Annotated in this window: 10 protein-coding genes; 3 read left to right on the forward strand and 7 right to left on the reverse strand. The window is 66.8% G+C overall.

Annotated features, from left to right (window positions below):
• Positions 1 to 485 precede the first annotated feature (485 nt).
• Positions 486 to 5,765, forward strand: a complete 5,280-nt coding sequence (locus H0X91_RS06930; protein ID WP_196432922.1) for an autotransporter outer membrane beta-barrel domain-containing protein — start codon at positions 486 to 488, stop codon at positions 5,763 to 5,765.
• 85 nt (positions 5,766 to 5,850) lie between these two features.
• Here the strand turns inward: H0X91_RS06930 and H0X91_RS06935 are convergent, their stop codons facing one another.
• From H0X91_RS06935 to H0X91_RS06960, 6 genes are all read right to left on the reverse strand, one after another.
• Positions 5,851 to 6,576: an amino acid ABC transporter ATP-binding protein gene (locus H0X91_RS06935; RefSeq protein WP_006492344.1), complete on the reverse strand. Its 726-nt coding sequence runs from the start codon at positions 6,574 to 6,576 to the stop codon at positions 5,851 to 5,853.
• On the reverse strand, positions 6,573 to 7,250 hold the full coding sequence (gene gltK / locus H0X91_RS06940; RefSeq protein WP_006483854.1) for a glutamate/aspartate ABC transporter permease GltK: 678 nt from the start codon (positions 7,248 to 7,250) through the stop codon (positions 6,573 to 6,575). The genes H0X91_RS06935 and gltK overlap by 4 nt, the downstream gene beginning before the upstream one ends.
• On the reverse strand, positions 7,250 to 7,990 hold the full coding sequence (locus H0X91_RS06945; protein WP_006483858.1) for an amino acid ABC transporter permease: 741 nt from the start codon (positions 7,988 to 7,990) through the stop codon (positions 7,250 to 7,252). The genes gltK and H0X91_RS06945 overlap by 1 nt, the downstream gene beginning before the upstream one ends.
• An 84-nt stretch (positions 7,991 to 8,074) precedes the next feature.
• A complete protein-coding gene (locus H0X91_RS06950; RefSeq protein WP_006483860.1) occupies positions 8,075 to 8,968 on the reverse strand; it encodes a glutamate/aspartate ABC transporter substrate-binding protein in 894 nt (297 codons plus the stop codon).
• Positions 8,969 to 9,187: 219 nt separating this feature from the next.
• On the reverse strand, positions 9,188 to 10,474 hold the full coding sequence (locus tag H0X91_RS06955; protein WP_006483853.1) for a Glu/Leu/Phe/Val family dehydrogenase: 1,287 nt from the start codon (positions 10,472 to 10,474) through the stop codon (positions 9,188 to 9,190).
• A 276-nt stretch (positions 10,475 to 10,750) separates the two neighbouring features.
• Positions 10,751 to 11,713: a LysR substrate-binding domain-containing protein gene (locus H0X91_RS06960; RefSeq protein ID WP_006483851.1), complete on the reverse strand. Its 963-nt coding sequence runs from the start codon at positions 11,711 to 11,713 to the stop codon at positions 10,751 to 10,753.
• A gap of 255 nt (positions 11,714 to 11,968) precedes the next feature.
• On the opposite strand from H0X91_RS06960, the gene purB reads away from it, so the two are divergent.
• On the forward strand, positions 11,969 to 13,357 hold the full coding sequence (purB, locus tag H0X91_RS06965) for an adenylosuccinate lyase (protein ID WP_006483408.1): 1,389 nt from the start codon (positions 11,969 to 11,971) through the stop codon (positions 13,355 to 13,357).
• 66 nt (positions 13,358 to 13,423) lie between these two features.
• Here purB and H0X91_RS06970 read toward each other — a convergent pair whose 3' ends face one another.
• Entirely contained in the window at positions 13,424 to 14,845 is a 1,422-nt protein-coding gene (locus tag H0X91_RS06970) for an NAD(P)/FAD-dependent oxidoreductase (RefSeq protein ID WP_048989326.1), read from the reverse strand.
• 277 nt (positions 14,846 to 15,122) lie between these two features.
• Here H0X91_RS06970 and H0X91_RS06975 point away from each other — a divergent pair, with 277 nt between their 5' ends.
• Positions 15,123 to 15,770, forward strand: a complete 648-nt coding sequence (locus tag H0X91_RS06975) for a TetR/AcrR family transcriptional regulator (RefSeq protein ID WP_006483411.1) — start codon at positions 15,123 to 15,125, stop codon at positions 15,768 to 15,770.
• Positions 15,771 to 15,985 lie beyond the last annotated feature (215 nt).

The raw sequence follows: 15,985 nt of genomic DNA on the forward strand, positions 1-15,985 counted from the left end.
TCGAGCACCAGTCGGCGCAATCAATCGATGCCACGCAACATTCGCTTGATTTTATTAAATTACAAGCGAAAATAAATAAAAGATGCAGCAAACAAAATAATCACCAATTAAAACCAAAATCCCGGACCTGCATTTTAACGCGCCACGCCTGCCGGAACCGTGCGCTATCCCACCTACTCCGGTCACCCTACCGGATTCTCACACCCACCGCCCAAACCCGCCTCCATCATAGCTTTCGGTTCGATTACCCACACAAATCAAAAATACCACGCACTACGGTTCGCATCATTACAGTTTCCAGTTTATCGATAATCGACGCCCATTCGAATCAGTAGACTCCGCCCATCCTCGGTGTAACTAAACACGATTGGCGCGACACGCAGCCATAGCCGCCGCACGCCCCTTCGGATTATTTCCCCACCGCGGAATGCGAATTCGCCGAATGGCGGCGAATGCCACGTCAAAAGAAGAAAGAGGGGTATGTCGTGAATCACTCATTTCGATCGATATGGAGCGAGGCCGCCGGCTGCTGGGTCGCGGTGGCGGAAACGACCCGGGCGCGCGGCAAGCGCTCGGGCAGCGCATCGGGGGCAAGTCGCCGCACCGCGCACGAGGCAACGCGTCACGCCGTGCGCCGGTCGCCACTGCGCGTCGCGGCGCTCGGCGCCGCCCTGGCCGCGCTGTCGGTCGGCACCGTACACGCGTCGACCTGCGGCAACGGCGCCGCAATCGCGAGCGGCGGCACCTGCGTGCTCGACAGTTTCAACCCGACCGTCAACAACGACCTCGTCGGCGCCACGACCGTGTCGGGCGGCGACCGGGTCGGCCTGACGGGCGCCTGGACGGGCGCGATCGGCGACATGGGCTACACGCCGATGCCGCTCGCCAACACGTCCATCATTTCGGGCAACCCGAATCAGCCGTTGGTCACGCTCGGCGGCAAGACGCAAAGCGTCGGCACCCCCGATTCGATCACGGGCGGTCGCACGTCCGTCGCCACCTACGACTCGTCCGCGTTCGTGTCGTCGAACGCCGGCTCGACCGTCGTGCAGGTGTACCACGACGTGAGCGGCGACCAGTACGTGAACACGCGGATCGGCACGGTCGCAAGCTCGGGCGGCACGCTCGACGTCTCGATCGGCAACGCGGCGAACGCGCCCGCGGCGACCGGCAACGTGATGACGATCGCGGCCAAGCAGAGCGATCTCACCTACGCGGACGGCACCGGCTCGGTCCCGAGCGTCATCAACTGGAATTCGCGCAACCAGATCTGGTTCATCACCGGCGACTATCTCGCGAGCGGCGGCCCCGTCGGCAGCATCCAGCTCGACGTGCCGACCTACGCCGGCACCTTCACCGCGTTCGACGGCAGCACGTGGACCGTCACCGATGCCGCGTCGCTCGCCGCGTACAACGACTTTCTCGTGCGTTCGGTCCGCAACGGCGCGCTCGGCTCGCAGACCGCCTACGACAACGCATTCGGCCAGGCCGTGACGCTCTCCCCGCAGACCTTCGAGTATGCGAACAACGTGTCGCCCGGCGACAAGAACGCGCTGCCCCGGAACTACCCGTCCGCGATGCACGGCACGGGCGCAAACGCGACGCTGCACATCGGCAAGGACGGCCAGATCGACTTCCGCGGCTCCAACACGATCGACGCGAGCGCGGCGGTCGTCGCGGAGAACGGCGCGCACTTCGTCAACGACGGGCGCCTGTCGGGCGACTTCACGCTGGTGCGCCTGCTGAGCGGCGCGAGCGGCGTCAACAACGGCACGATCTCATCCGGCTACACGGCCGGCGACAACGTCGACACGGGCACCGCCCGGCCCGACAACTTCGGGCTCGGCACGTATGTCGAAGGCAGCGGCGTGTATGCGAACGGCGCGGGCACCACGTTCGTCAACAACGGCGTGATGAACGTCGGCGCGTGGGATCTCACCCGCAACCGGCTCGACCTGCAGAACTACGCGGTGGCCGCGACGGACGGCGCGCACGCGTCGAACGCCGGCACGATCAACGTCGGCGTCAACGCGACGACGCTGGACAGCCAGGTGATCGGCGGCCTCGTCGCCGGCGGCAGCTTCACGAACGAAGCCGGCGGCACGATCTATCTCGGCCGCGCCGCGCAGTACGACGTCGCCGCGCCCGAAGCGACGAACGACGTCGCGCTCGCCGCGCACGCGTACGGCATCCTGCTCGGCGCGTCGGGCACCGCGACCAATCTCGGCACGATCGTGATCGGCACGCAGACCCAGAACGGCGCCGCGCTGGCGAGCATCGGCTCGACTTCCGGCACGCTGACCAACGCGGGCGCGATCGTCGTCAACGGCGCCGCGGCCGGCACGCCGCTCGCCAACGTCGGCATGCTGGCGGCCAACACCGCCGCGACCGTGACCAACACGGGCACGATCACGCTGAATGGCGTGAACGGCATCGGCATGATGGTCGTCGGCACCGGCACGAACGCGACGGCCGCGACGTCGACCGGCACGATCAACGTGGCGGGTGGCCTCGATCCTGCGTCGGGCACGCGCAACTATGGCGTCTGGGCCGAGGGGCCGCTCGCGAAGGCCACGCTCGACGGCGCGCTGAACCTGACGGGCGCGGGCGCGATCGGCGTGCATGCGCGTTCGGGCGCGACGATCGACGTCGGCGCGAACGCCGTGCCGGCCTTCATGTCCGGCACCAACCAGATCGGCTTCTACGCCTACGGCGCGGGCTCGAAAATCAACGTCGCCGCGCAGCACCTGAGCGTCGACACCGACGATTCGACGCTGTTCCGCGTCGCGGGTGGCGCGGCCTACACGGGTGCATCGACGGCCGGCGTGCTGACGACCGACGTCAACGGCCAGCGCTCGCGCGGCGTACTCGCAACCGACGCCGGCACCACGCTGTCGACCGGCAACGCGGTCTACGACGTCAACGGCGCGAACGGCATCGCGATCGCGGTCGAAGGCGGCGCGAAGGGCACGATCGACGCCGGCGCGACGATCAACCTGAACGCGGCCGGCGCGACCGCGGGCGTCGTCGACGGGCAGGCGCACGACCTCGCCGGCGCGAATGCCGGCGCGCCGGTCGCGACGACGCTGACCAACCACGCGGCCGTCACGTCGTCGACCGCCGGCGTGACCGGCTTCATCGCGCAGAATCTCGGCACGCTCGAGAACCGCAGCACGGTGCTGCTGACCGGCGCCGGCTCGACGGGCGTCGTGGCCGGCACGCTCGGCACGGTGAACAACGCGTCGACGATCCGCGTGACCAACGGCACCGGCGCGCTCGTGCAGGGTGCGTCGGCCACGCTCGCCAATGCGGGTTCGATCGAAGCCGACGACGGTGTCGCGGGCGTGCGTCTGACGGGGGCCGGCGCATCGGTCGCGTTGTCGGGCGCCGGCACCGTCATCGCGAACGGCAACGCCGACGGCGTGCTGATCGACTCGACCGTCACGGGCGGCGGCATCGCGGCCGGCGCGACGTCGATCGCGGTCGGCGGCTCGGGCAGCGGGGTCCGCAACCTGGGTGCGAATGCAACGATCGCGCTGTCCGGCACGCAGGTCGCTACGACCGGCAACGGCGCCGACGGCCTCACGTCGACCGGCGCCGGCGCGCGTATCGCGACCGATGCGGCCACGGTCGTCCGCACGGCGGGGGCCGATGCGCGCGGCGTGTCCGTGTCGGGCGCCGACTCCACGCTCACGGCCAACGGGACGACCATCGCGACGACCGGCGCGAACGCGCATGCGATCATCATGGACGGTGGCGCGACAGCCCTGCTGTCGGGCGCGAAAGTCACCGCGTCGGGCAATGCGGCCGACGGCATCGTCGCGCAAAACGGCGGCCGCATCGCCGATACGGGTTCGTCGCTCGCCAGCGCGGCCGGCAACGGCGCCACCGCGAACAGCGGCGGCGTGCTCGCGTTGACCGGCACGGCGCTCACGGGCGCGACGGCCGGCGTGCTGACGTCGGACACGCTCGCGAACGGCGCGACCAGCTCGGTGCTCGTCGACGGCGGCAGCATGACGTCCGCCACCGGGCCGGCCTTCGCCGCGCGCGGCGGCACGGCCGACATCGCGGTGCGCAACGGCACGGTCGTGACGGCCGGCAACGGCACGCTGCTGAATCTCACGAACGGCAGCAACGTGACGTTCAGCGCATCGGCGGTCAACCTCGCGGGCGACATCGTGTCGGACGCGTCGAGCACCGGCAACGTGTTCCTCGCGAACGGCACCACGCTGACCGGCAAGATCGACCCGGTCGCACTGACCGTCGACGGCACGAGCACGTGGCGCATGACGGGCAGCTCGGTGCTGAGCAGCCTGACCAACGCGGGCCTCGTCGCGTTCGCCGCGCCGACCGGCTCGCCGACGCTGACGGGCAGCTACAAGACGCTGACGACCGGCGGCTACGTCGGCAACGGCGGCACGATCGCGCTGAACACGTATCTCGGCGCCGACGCATCGCCGACCGACCGGCTGATCGTGAACGGCGGCGCGGCGACCGGCACGACCGGCCTGAAGATCGCCAACACGGCCGGCGCCGGCGCGCAGACGACCGGCGACGGGATTGCCGTGGTCGTCACGGCCAACGGCGGCACGACCACCGCGTCGGCGTTCCATCTCGCCGGCCCGGTACAGGCCGGCGCGTACGAATACCGGCTCTATCGCGGCGGGCAAGGCGATGCGAACGGCTGGTACCTGCGTTCGCAGCTCGACCCGGTCGACCCGATCCACCCGTCCGGCGGCGGCGACGGCGGCAGCAACGGGAATGGAAACGGCAACGGCAACGGCGGCGCGCTCGCGTATCGTCCGGGCGTCTCCGGCTACGCGATGACGCCGCTGCTGAACGCAGACTACGGCTTCTCGACGCTCGGCAGGCTGCACGAGCGCGTCGGCGACCTCTACAACGTCGAGAAGCAACAGCCCGGCAATCGCGACGGCGTGTGGGGGCGCATCGGCGGCCAGAGTCTCGATGCGAACGCGGGTCGCTTCTCGGCCGACGAACGCACGTTCTTCGCGCAGTTCGGCAAGGACTGGACCCTCGACCAGGCACCGGGCGGCGCCGGCAGCACGCATGCGGGCGTGACGGCCAGCATCGGCGTGTCGAATGCGAGCTTCAGCGACATGGCGCGCGCCGGCTCGCCGAACCTGTCGACGTCGACGGGCTCGGTCGAGATGCATGCACAGAGCGTCGGCGGCTACTGGACCCGCTACCTGTCCGACGGCACCTACTTCGACAGCGTCGGGCAGGTCACGCACTACGGCAACCGCTATCGCGACAGCTACGGCAACGAAGCGTCGCAGAACGGCTTCGGCGTCGCGCTGTCGCAGGAAGTCGGCAAGCCGTTCGCGATCGGCACGTTCCCCGTCGCGATCGAGCCGCAGGCGCAGCTGATGTATCAATACCTGAAGCTGAACGGGTTCAACGACAACGTGTCGGCCGTATCGGGCACGACGACGCATGCGCTGCGCGGCCGCGTCGGCGTGCGCATCTTCCGGCCGAACCTCCAGTCGGACGCGGGCGGCGGCGCCGCGACGCCGTACTTCACGGCCGACGTGCTGCACGACTTCCTGTCGCCGGGGCAGACCGTCGTCGGCGGCACGCCGTTCGCCACGCATCTCGGGCGCACCTGGTACGAGCTCGGCGTCGGCGTGACCGCCGGCTTCGGCAAGTCGGGCGAGCTGTACGCGAACGCGAAGATCGCGCGCAACATCGGCGGTGACTACCGGCGCGGGATCGTCGGGCAGGTCGGCTACCGGTACAGCTGGTAACGCCCGGCGGCGGACGAAAAAAAACCGCCCGGCTGCCTGCCGGGCGGTTTTCGCATGGTCGCGCGCCAAAACGCGCGAACGCTCATCAGTGCAGGATCTTCGCGAGGAAGTCCTTCGCGCGTTCCGATTTCGGATTCGAGAAGAAATCGTCCTTGCGGTCGTCCTCGACGATCGCGCCCTTGTCCATGAAGATCACGCGATGCGCGACCTTCTTCGCGAAGCCCATCTCGTGCGTGACGACCATCATCGTCATCCCTTCCTGCGCGAGTTCGACCATCACGTCGAGCACTTCGTTGATCATCTCGGGATCGAGCGCGGACGTCGGCTCGTCGAACAGCATCGCGATCGGGTCCATCGACAGCGCGCGCGCGATCGCGACACGCTGCTGCTGGCCGCCCGACAACTGGCCCGGATACTTGTGCGCATGCGCCTTCAGGCCGACGCGATCGAGCAGCTTCATGCCCTTCTCCGCCGCTTCGTCCTTGCCGCGGCCGAGCACCTTGATCTGCGCGAGCGTCAGGTTCTCGGTGATCGACAGGTGCGGGAACAGCTCGAAATGCTGGAACACCATCCCGACCTTCGAGCGCAGCTTCGACAGGTTCGTCTTCTTGTCGCCGACCGACTGGCCGTTCACGAGGATCTCGCCCTGCTGGAACGGCTCCAGGCCGTTCACGGTCTTGATCAGCGTCGACTTGCCCGAGCCCGACGGCCCGCACACGACGACCACCTCGCCTTTCTTGACCTCGGTCGTGCATTCGGTGAGGACCTGAAACTGGCCGTACCACTTCGAAACGTTCTTGATGGAAATCATCTTGTGACCTTTTTCTGGAGACCCTTGACGAGAGCAGACGCCAACGAGCAAATCACGAAATAGCATGCGCCGGCGAACAGGACCATCTCGACGGTCGTGCCGTCGCGATCGCCGATGTTGGCGGCCGTGCGGAAGAAGTCCGCGAGACTGATCACGTACACGAGCGACGTATCCTGGAACAGGACGATCGCCTGCGTGAGCAGCAGCGGCACCATCGCGCGGAACGCCTGCGGCAGGATCACGAGGCGCATCGCCTGCGCGTAGTTCATGCCGAGCGCGAACGCGGCATTCACCTGCCCGCGCGGCACCGCCTGGATGCCGGCGCGGATGATCTCGGAATAATACGCGGCTTCGAACAACGAGAACGCGACCATCGCCGAGGCAAGGCGGATGTCGATCGTCGGCGACAGCCCGAGCACGCCCTGCAGCACCTGCGGCACGATCAGGAAGAACCACAGCAGCACCATCACGAGCGGGATCGAGCGGAACACCGTCACGTACGCCTTCGCGAACCATGCGAGCGGCTTGACGCCGGACAGCCGCAGCAGCGCCAGCAGCGTGCCCCAGACGATCCCGACCACGATCGCGATCAGCGTGATCTTGAACGTGACGACCGCCCCCGACCACAGCGTCGGCAGCGCGCCGGGAATACTACTCCAGTCGAACTGATGCATCACTTGCCTCCGATATAGCCGGGCAGCCGCGTACGGCCTTCGATCCAGCGCATGAACGCCATCACGACGAGGTTGATCAGCACGTAGGCGAGCGTGACCGCGATGAACGACTCGTAGGTCTGCGCGGTGTAGTCGACGAGCTGGCGCGCCTGCGCGGACAGGTCGAGCAGACCGATCGTCGACGCGACGGCGGAGTTCTTGAAGATGTTCAGGAATTCCGACGTGAGCGGCGGCACGATGATCCGGTATGCCACGGGCAGCAGCACGTAGCGGTACGTCTGCCATTGCGTGAAACCCATCGCGAGGCCGGCCGCGCGCTGGCCCTTCGGCAGCGCGTTGATCCCCGAACGCACCTGTTCGCACACGCGCGCGCCCGTGAACAGGCCGAGACAGACGATCGACGCGGTAAAGAACTGCGTGGTCGGCGGCAACTGCTTGATCCAGGTGCCGATCGACGCAGGCAGCAACTCGGGTATCACGAGATACCAGACGAAGAACTGCACGATCAGCGGAATGTTCCGGAAGATCGACACGTACACGGTACCGATCGCGGACAGCCATTTGTTCGGCACGGTGCGCAGCACGCCGAACAGCGACCCGACGATCAGCGCGATGACCCAGGCGACGAGCGACACTTCGATCGTCACCCAGAAGCCGGACATCAGCCATCCGAAATAAGTCGTCGGCTCGCCGGTCGACACGGGGCTCAGAAAGATGCCCCAGTTCCAGTGGTAAGACATGGGCAAGACTCCAGCAAAAAGAAACGGAAGAAGCGTGGCCTCTTCCGTTTCAGTAGCGTCATTTCTGCATCAACGGCCGTGTGGTCAGTCGAGCGCCTTGTCGTTCGGGTTCGCGTACAGCTTCTTCATCGAATCGGACAGCGGGAAGTTCAGGTTCAGCCCCTTCGGCGGGATCGGGTTCTCGAACCACTTCGCGTAGATCTTCGCGGCTTCGCCCGACTTCTCGACTTGCGAGATCGCGTCGTCGACGACCTTCTTGAAGTCGGCGTCGCCCTTGCGCATCATGCAGCCGTAAGCCTCTTCCGATTGCGGCGTGCCGACGATCACCCATTCGCCCGGCTGCTTCGCCTTCGCGCGCTCGCCCGCGAGCAGCGCGTCATCCATCATGAATGCGACCGCGCGGCCCGATTCCAGCGTGTTGAACGAGTCGCCGTGATCCTTCGCGCTGATGATGTTCATGCCGAGCTGCTTGTCGTTGTTCATCTTGCGCAGCAGGCGCTCCGACGTCGTGCCGGCCGTCGTCACGACCGTCTTGCCCTTCAGGTCGGCGAAATCCTTGACGCCCGAATCCTTCTTCGTCATCAGGCGCGTGCCGATCACGAAGATCGTGTCGGAGAACGCAGCCTGCTGCTGGCGCTCGAGGTTGTTGGTCGTCGAGCCGCACTCGATGTCGACCGTGCCGTTCTGCACCAGCGGAATACGGTTCTGCGACGTGACGGGGATGTTCTTCACCTGCAGGTTCGGCAGGTTCAGCTTCTTCTTCACCGCGTCGACCACCTTCAGCTGGAACTCGCGCGAATAGCCGACCACCTGCTGGTTCTGGTCGTAATAGGAGAACGGAATCGACGATTCGCGGTGGCCCAGCGCGATCACGCCCGTGTCCTTGATCTTCTTCAGCGTGCCCGTCTCCTGAGCATGCGCGCCGCTTGCGAACGCGCAAAGCGCCGCGACCGTCAGGACTGCCTTGTGGAATTTCATTTTGGTCATCTCCTTGGCTAAAACCCGCGCCAGTGTATCAAAGTAATATTTTTGAAAGTACTGGTTGTTTACCGCACTACGAATCGCCCTGTGCGAAGCCTTCCTCCAGGCTTCGGGCGCTCCGAATGCGCGCGCGGGCGATGCCGGATCCGGCACCGCCCGCGAGGGTTCATATCCGCAATCGGGTGGATTGCGTCATGAATCGATCATAGTCGACGATCAGGGGTAGAGGCCGCGCATTTCGCGCGCCATCAGGATGCGCTTGCACGCGACGATGAACGCCGCCGTACGCACCGTCACCTTGTGCTCTTCCGCGACCGCCCACACGCCGGCGAACGCTTCGCGCATCACGCGTTCGAGACGATGGTTGATCTCGTCTTCCGTCCAGAAGAAGCTCGAGAAATCCTGCACCCACTCGAAGTACGACACGGTCACGCCGCCCGCGTTCGCGATCACGTCGGGGATCACCAGCACGCCGTTCGCGCTCAGGATGTCGTCCGCCGCCGTCGTCGTCGGGCCGTTCGCGCCTTCGACGATGATCTTCGTGCGGATCTTCGCCGCGTTCTTCTCGGTGATCTGGTTTTCCAGTGCCGCCGGGATCAGGATGTCGGTCTCGACCGTCCAGAACTCGTCGTTCGGCATCGGCTCGGCGCCTTCGAAGCCCGCGACGCCGCCCGTGCGTGCGACGTGGTCGAGCAGCTTGTTCGAATCGAGGCCGGCCGGCTGGTAGATCGTGCCCGTGTGATCCTGCACCGCGATCACCTTCGCACCCGCTTCCTGGAACAGCTTCGCCGCGATGCCGCCGACGTTGCCGAAGCCCTGCACCGCGATGCGCGCGCCTTCGATCTCGAGGCCCTTCTTCTTCGCCGCTTCCGAACCGACGACGAACACGCCCCGGCCCGTTGCTTCCTTGCGGCCGAGCGAACCGCCGAGCGAGATCGGCTTGCCGGTCACGACGCCGGTCGACGTCTGGCCCTGGTTCATCGAGTACGTGTCCATCATCCACGCCATCACCTGTTCGTTGGTGTTGACGTCCGGTGCCGGAATGTCGGTGTTGGGCCCGATGATGATGCCGATTTCGCTGGTGTAGCGGCGCGTCACGCGCTCGAGCTCACCACGCGACAGCTTGCGCGGGTCGACGCGGATGCCGCCCTTCGCACCGCCGTACGGCACGTTCACGGCCGCGTTCTTCACCGACATCCATGCCGACAGCGCCATCACTTCCGACAGCGTCACGTCCTGGTGGTAGCGCACGCCGCCCTTGCCCGGGCCGCGCGACACGTTGTGCTGCACGCGATAGCCTTCGAAGTGCGCGACGGTGCCGTTGTCGAGCTCGATCGGGCAGTCGACGATCAGGATGCGCTTCGGGCGCTTCAGCGTTTCGAGCCAGCGCGACAGCGAACCGAGGTACGGCGCGACGCGATCGACCTGCTGAAGGTAGTTGCCCCACGGGCCGAGATCGTCGGCGTGCAGGTAGGACGGGATGGACTGCTGTTGCGAAGACATGGATGCTCCAACGTTCAACGGATTGCGCACATTGTCGAAAAACCCGTTTTTTTTATCCAATGCCGTTTGTTTATTCGATTATGCGTTTCTTGCATGATCGCGATTTTTCGCAAATCCGCGGTCGATTTGCGCAAGAACGGCCGCGATCGGCCGTGCATCGCGTTCGCGAAAAATCGGATGGCGTGGATGCATGCCGCCCGCCGGACCGCCGTCCGACAGGCGCCGCAAGGCCGCCGTTGGCCGGCCGGGCCCGGTTGGCGGATTAACCGCCGGCGGTTAATCCGCCGTGTCGCCGGCTGTGTCGCGCAGTTCGTCACGCACGACGTCCCACAGTGCGCGCACCAGTTTCTGCCGCGGCTCGTCGCCCTGCAGCGCGAGCTTGTCGCAGTACAGCCGGATCTCCATCGTCAGCGTGAACGGATGCGCGCCGCGCGCCGACCGGTCGAGCCGGATCAGCCGGCCGCCCGCGACCGCATCGTCGACCGCGCTGTGCGGCAGGAACGCGACGCCGTGCCCCGCGAGCGCCATCGCCTTCAGCCCTTCGGCCATGTCGGTTTCGTACACGCGATCGAGGAACAGCCGGGTCGGCGCATTCGCGATGATGACTTCGGTCATCCGGCCGAGATACGCGTTCGGCGTATACGACAGGTACGGCACGCGCGCGTCGGCCGCGCCCGGCAGCGTATGGCGCGGCCGGCCCGCGCGGCCGGGCGCCGAGAACGGGCTGATCGGCTCGCTGCCGAGGATCAGCATGTCGTAGCGCGCCGGGTCGAGCGCGACCGGGTGGCTCGGGTGGTGGTAGCCCATCACGAGATCGCAGCCGCCCTCGACGAGCGACAGCACCGCGTCGTGCACGTTCAGCGCGCGCAGCCGCGTGTGAACCTGGCCCATCTTCGCCTCGATCCGCTGCAGCCAGCGCGGGAAATACGTGAGCGACAGCGTGTGCGGCACCGCGAATTCGATCGTCGGCACCGGCGCGCCGACGTGGCCACGCAGCAGCGTGCGCGCCTCGTGCGCCTGCGACAGCATCGTCAGCGCCTGCTCGTAGAAGATCTGTCCGGCCTGCGTGAGCCGCGTCGGATAGACCGACCGATCGATCAGCTCGGTCGCGAGCCACGCCTCGAGCGCCTGGATACGCCGCGAAAACGCCGGCTGCGACACGTGCCGCAGCTCGGCGGACCGGCTAAAGCTGCGCGTTTCCGCGAGGGAGACGAAGTCTTCGAGCCATTTCAGTTCCATGCAGGCGGGCGGCGGTCGGGAAGAAGCCTGCATTCTACCGGCGGGCGGACCCGGCCGGCGGTGTCGAGCGCGGCCCGGCGAGCCGGCGCGGGCGCCCGCCGGCCGGCCATTGGCGCGTCGCTGCGGCGCCGCCCGGGCGTCGCGCGCCCGCGGCCACCGCGGCCGGACCGGTTCGGCCGGGATCGGCCCGCGCCAATGGTAAAATGCCGGATTCTCCTTCCCCTCGCTCGACCCGGCCCCAAGGCCCGCCCGATCATGTCCGACACTCGTCCCGATACGCTTTTCGCCCTCACCGCGCTCTCGCCCATCGACGGCCGCTACGCCAGCAAGACCGAAGCGCTGCGCGACTGGCTCTCCGAAGCCGCTTTCATGCGCCACCGCGTCACCGTCGAGGTGCACTGGCTGATCGCGCTGTCGCGCGCCGGCTTCGCGGAAGTCCCGCGCTTCTCCGATGCGTCGGAACAGTTCCTGCTGCAGCTCGCCGAGCGCTTCACCGCGCACGACGCCGCGCGCATCAAGGAAATCGAGCGCGTGACGAATCACGACGTGAAGGCCGTCGAATACTGGCTGAAGGAATCGGTGAAGGGCCAGGCCGAACTCGAGAAGGCGAGCGAATTCATCCACTTCGCGTGCACGTCCGAGGACATCAACAACACGTCGCACGGGATGATGCTCGCCGGCGCGCGCGAACACGTGATCCTGCCGGCGCTGCGCACGGTCTACCAGCGCCTCGTCGCGCTCGCGCACGCCCACGCCGAACAGCCGATGCTGTCGCGCACGCACGGCCAGCCGGCCAGCCCGACGACGCTCGGCAAGGAACTCGCGAACGTCGCGGCCCGCCTCGCCCGCGCGATCACGCGCATCGAGAAGGTCGAGATCCTCGGCAAGATGAACGGCGCGGTCGGCAACTTCAACGCGCACCTGTCCGCGTATCCGGAATTCGACTGGGAAGCGTTCTCGCGCGACGTGATCGAAAACCGCCTGAAGCTCACGTTCAACCCGTACACGATCCAGATCGAGCCGCACGACTACATGGCCGAACTGTTCGACGCGGTCGCCCGCGCGAACACGATCCTGCTCGACCTCGACCGCGACGTGTGGGGCTACATCTCGGTCGGCTACTTCAAGCAGAAGACGAAAGCCGGCGAAATCGGCTCGTCGACGATGCCGCACAAGGTCAACCCGATCGACTTCGAGAACTCGGAAGGCAACCTCGGCCTCGCGAATGCGACGCTGCGCCACCTCGCCGACAAGCTGCCGGTGTCGCGCTGGCAGCGCGACCTGACCGACTCGACGGTGCTGCGCAACATGGGCGTCGCGCTCGGCTACTCGCTGCTCGCGTACGACTCGCTGATCCGCGGCCTCGACAAGCTCGAAGTGAACCCGCAGCGCCTGAACGAAGACCTCGACAACTGCTGGGAAGTGCTCGCCGAGCCGGTGCAGACGGTGATGCGCCGCTACGGCATCGAGAACCCGTACGAGCAGCTGAAGGAACTGACGCGCGGCAAGGGCATCACGCGCGAGGCGCTGCAGGAATTCGTCGGCACGCTGGCGATCCCGCAGGATGCGAAGGAGCGCCTGCTCGCGATGACGCCGGCGTCGTACATCGGCAAGGCCGTCGAACTCGCGAAGCGGATCGCGTAAGCGCCGCCGCCTGACGAAAAAAGCCCGATGCGAGCAATCGCATCGGGCTTTTTGCTTGTCGGACGATCAGAACGAAATCATCCGCCCCGGGTTGAGGGCGCTCATCACGCTCATCGCCGCCTTCGCGGCCGGAATCGCGATCGGCGACAACTGCCGGCCGAGCGGAATCGCGCGATGGTCGATGCCCGTGAGCATCGAGAAATCGTCGTTGCGACCGACGAAATCGTCGCAGATCGCCTTGCCGATCCGCACCGTCTGCGCGACGCCGTGCCCGCTCCAGCCCTGCACCATGTACATCGGCACGCGGCCGTCGGTCTTGCGGCTGTCGGTCGCCCCGTTCAGCGTGAAGTCGCTGACGCCGCTCCAGCAGTAGTCGAGCGCGAAGCGGCCGTCGTGCTGCGGAAACACCGTGTTCAGCCGCGTCAGCAGATACGCGTTGACGTCGGGCTGCGCCCAGCAGGTGCCGGTGCCCTGCCCGCCGAACAGCAGCCGGTTGCCGCGCACCGGCCGGTAGTAGTCGATCTGGAACTGCGTGTCGTACACCGGCATCCCGGCCGGCATCAGCGTCGCAACGTCGACGTCGAGCGGCGCCGTCACGCTCACGTAGGTGAAGAACGGCACGGTGGTCGCCGCGCCGTCGTCGAGCAGCCGGAACGTCGTGTTGTGCAGCGCGAGCACGACGCCGCGACGCGCGGTGATCGTGCCGCCCGGCGTCGTCGCGACGACGCCCGCTGGCGTCTCGTCGAGCTCGAGCACTTCGGTGCCCTCGTACAGCGCGCCGCCGTTCAGCCGGAAGCCGTGCACGAGGCCGCGCACCAGCGCGAGCGGATGGATCTGCCCGCCGATCGCGTCGATCGCCGCGCCGTGGTACAGCCCCGAGCGCACGTATTCGTCGTGCAGCTGATGGCGGCCGACGAGCGTCACGCCCGCATCGCCGAGATGACGGCGCGCATCCGCGCCGTCGAGCAGCGCGCTCATGTGGCCGGGGTGAACCGCCGCCGTCACGTGGCCGCGCTTGCGGTCGAGATCGAGCGCGTAACGCGCGCCGATCTCGTCGATCAGGTCCATCGACTCGGCCGACGCGAAGCGCCACAGCCGCTTCGCGTCGTCGTGCGCCAGGTGGTCGATCATGTCGGCGGCTTCCCAGCGCGCGAGGCCGGGCGTCAGCTGGCCGCCGTTGCGGCCCGACGCGGCCGAACCGACGTGATGCTTGTCGACGAGGATCGTGTCGACGCCCGCTTGCGCGAGATGCAGCGCGGCCGACGCGCCGAGCAAGCCCGCGCCGATCACGAGCACGTCGCACACGATGTCATGCGCGAGCGGCGCGCTGTTTTCATGGCGCGACAGCGACGCTTCGTACCAGTTCGCCGGATGCTCGCCGTCGTAGCGGGCCGGATCGCACCAGTTCCAGTTGTCTTTTTCGATGTTCAGTTGCGTTTGCTCGAAACGCGCTTCTCCCTGGATCAGGGGTTTGTTGTTGGACGTCATGATTGCACTTGCATGGTCTTGGGCCGCCTGTCGATGAGCCTGCTGGCTTCGCGGGTGGGGGCAGCCGGTTCCACATGGGTGTCAACGAGAAAGGGGGCGCGATGGCCCGTGTTGACGGCGGGCACGCTCGTGCCGCCTGGATCCCGGACTGTGCGAAAGCACGTATTGAAAGGTGCCGGGACACCCAATTTCTACACCGCAGAAATAATTCTACAGTGTAGAATAAGCTTTCGTCAAGTTTACAACTGGCGCCGTGCCGGCCTGCCAGCCCGTCTCGATGAAAGACAAACCTGCCCAGGGGCCGCGCGGCCTCGACAAGGACGCGATCGTCGCGGCCGCGCTCGCGCTGCTCGAAGACGTCGGCGAAGCCGCGTTCAGCGTGCGCAAGCTCGCGCAGTCGGTCGGCTGCGACCCGATGAGCGTGCTGTATCACTTCAAGTCGAAGGAAGGCCTGAGCCGCGCGATCGCGAATGCGCTGTCGCGCTCGCTCGTGCCGGTCGATCCTTCCCTGCCGTGGCGCGAACGGCTGCGCGACCTCGCGCGTCAGTACCGCGCACTCGCGTTGCGCTACCCGGCCGCGTTCGCGCTGCTGCAGCGGCACATGAGTACGGGGCCGGCCGATCTCGCGCACATCGAGGCCGTGCATCGCGCGCTGACCGACGCCGGCATCCCGCGTGCGGCGCTGCCGGCGGTATGCGTCGGCTGGTACGCGAGCGTGATCGGCCTCGCCGCCGCCGAAACGGGCGGCCTCACGCGTGCCGCGAACGACGTCGAACTCGCGGAAATGCACGCGCTGTCCGACGCCGGGCATCCGCTCGTCAAGTCGGCCGCCCCGCTCTATGCGCAACTCGATCCGGCCGTCGTGCACGACACGATGCTCGACGTGCTGCTCGACGGGATCGCGCAACGCGCGCGCACGGCCTGACCGGCCCACGCATCGCAAACGAAAAAGGCGCCCGAATGAACTGCACCCCAAAAGTTGGACACCCGTCCAACCTTTGGGGTGTTTTACATGAACCGCTTGGATTTCTTGGACAGTACCGAGCGTTAGTGTTCGGTCTTTCATGAGCCTTCGGCCGTGGGCCGAAGGCTGTATTGCCGGGCGAATTCACCCGGTGTTAGCTCTTTGAGCGCCATGTG

Origin of the sequence: Burkholderia sp. 9777_1386, from assembly GCF_015712265.1 — a bacterium.
Lineage (GTDB): Bacteria > Pseudomonadota > Gammaproteobacteria > Burkholderiales > Burkholderiaceae > Burkholderia > Burkholderia cenocepacia.

Coding starts and splice junctions, on each gene's coding strand:
- H0X91_RS06935 (WP_006492344.1), bottom strand. CDS start 6,576: ATGATTTCCATCAAGAACGTTTCGAAGTGGTACGGCCAGTTTCAGGTC.
- gltK (WP_006483854.1), bottom strand. CDS start 7,250: ATGCATCAGTTCGACTGGAGTAGTATTCCCGGCGCGCTGCCGACGCTG.
- H0X91_RS06945 (WP_006483858.1), bottom strand. CDS start 7,990: ATGTCTTACCACTGGAACTGGGGCATCTTTCTGAGCCCCGTGTCGACC.
- H0X91_RS06950 (WP_006483860.1), bottom strand. CDS start 8,968: ATGAAATTCCACAAGGCAGTCCTGACGGTCGCGGCGCTTTGCGCGTTC.
- H0X91_RS06955 (WP_006483853.1), bottom strand. CDS start 10,474: ATGTCTTCGCAACAGCAGTCCATCCCGTCCTACCTGCACGCCGACGAT.
- H0X91_RS06960 (WP_006483851.1), bottom strand. CDS start 11,713: ATGGAACTGAAATGGCTCGAAGACTTCGTCTCCCTCGCGGAAACGCGC.
- purB (WP_006483408.1), top strand. CDS start 11,969: ATGTCCGACACTCGTCCCGATACGCTTTTCGCCCTCACCGCGCTCTCG.
- H0X91_RS06970 (WP_048989326.1), bottom strand. CDS start 14,845: ATGACGTCCAACAACAAACCCCTGATCCAGGGAGAAGCGCGTTTCGAG.
- H0X91_RS06975 (WP_006483411.1), top strand. CDS start 15,123: ATGAAAGACAAACCTGCCCAGGGGCCGCGCGGCCTCGACAAGGACGCG.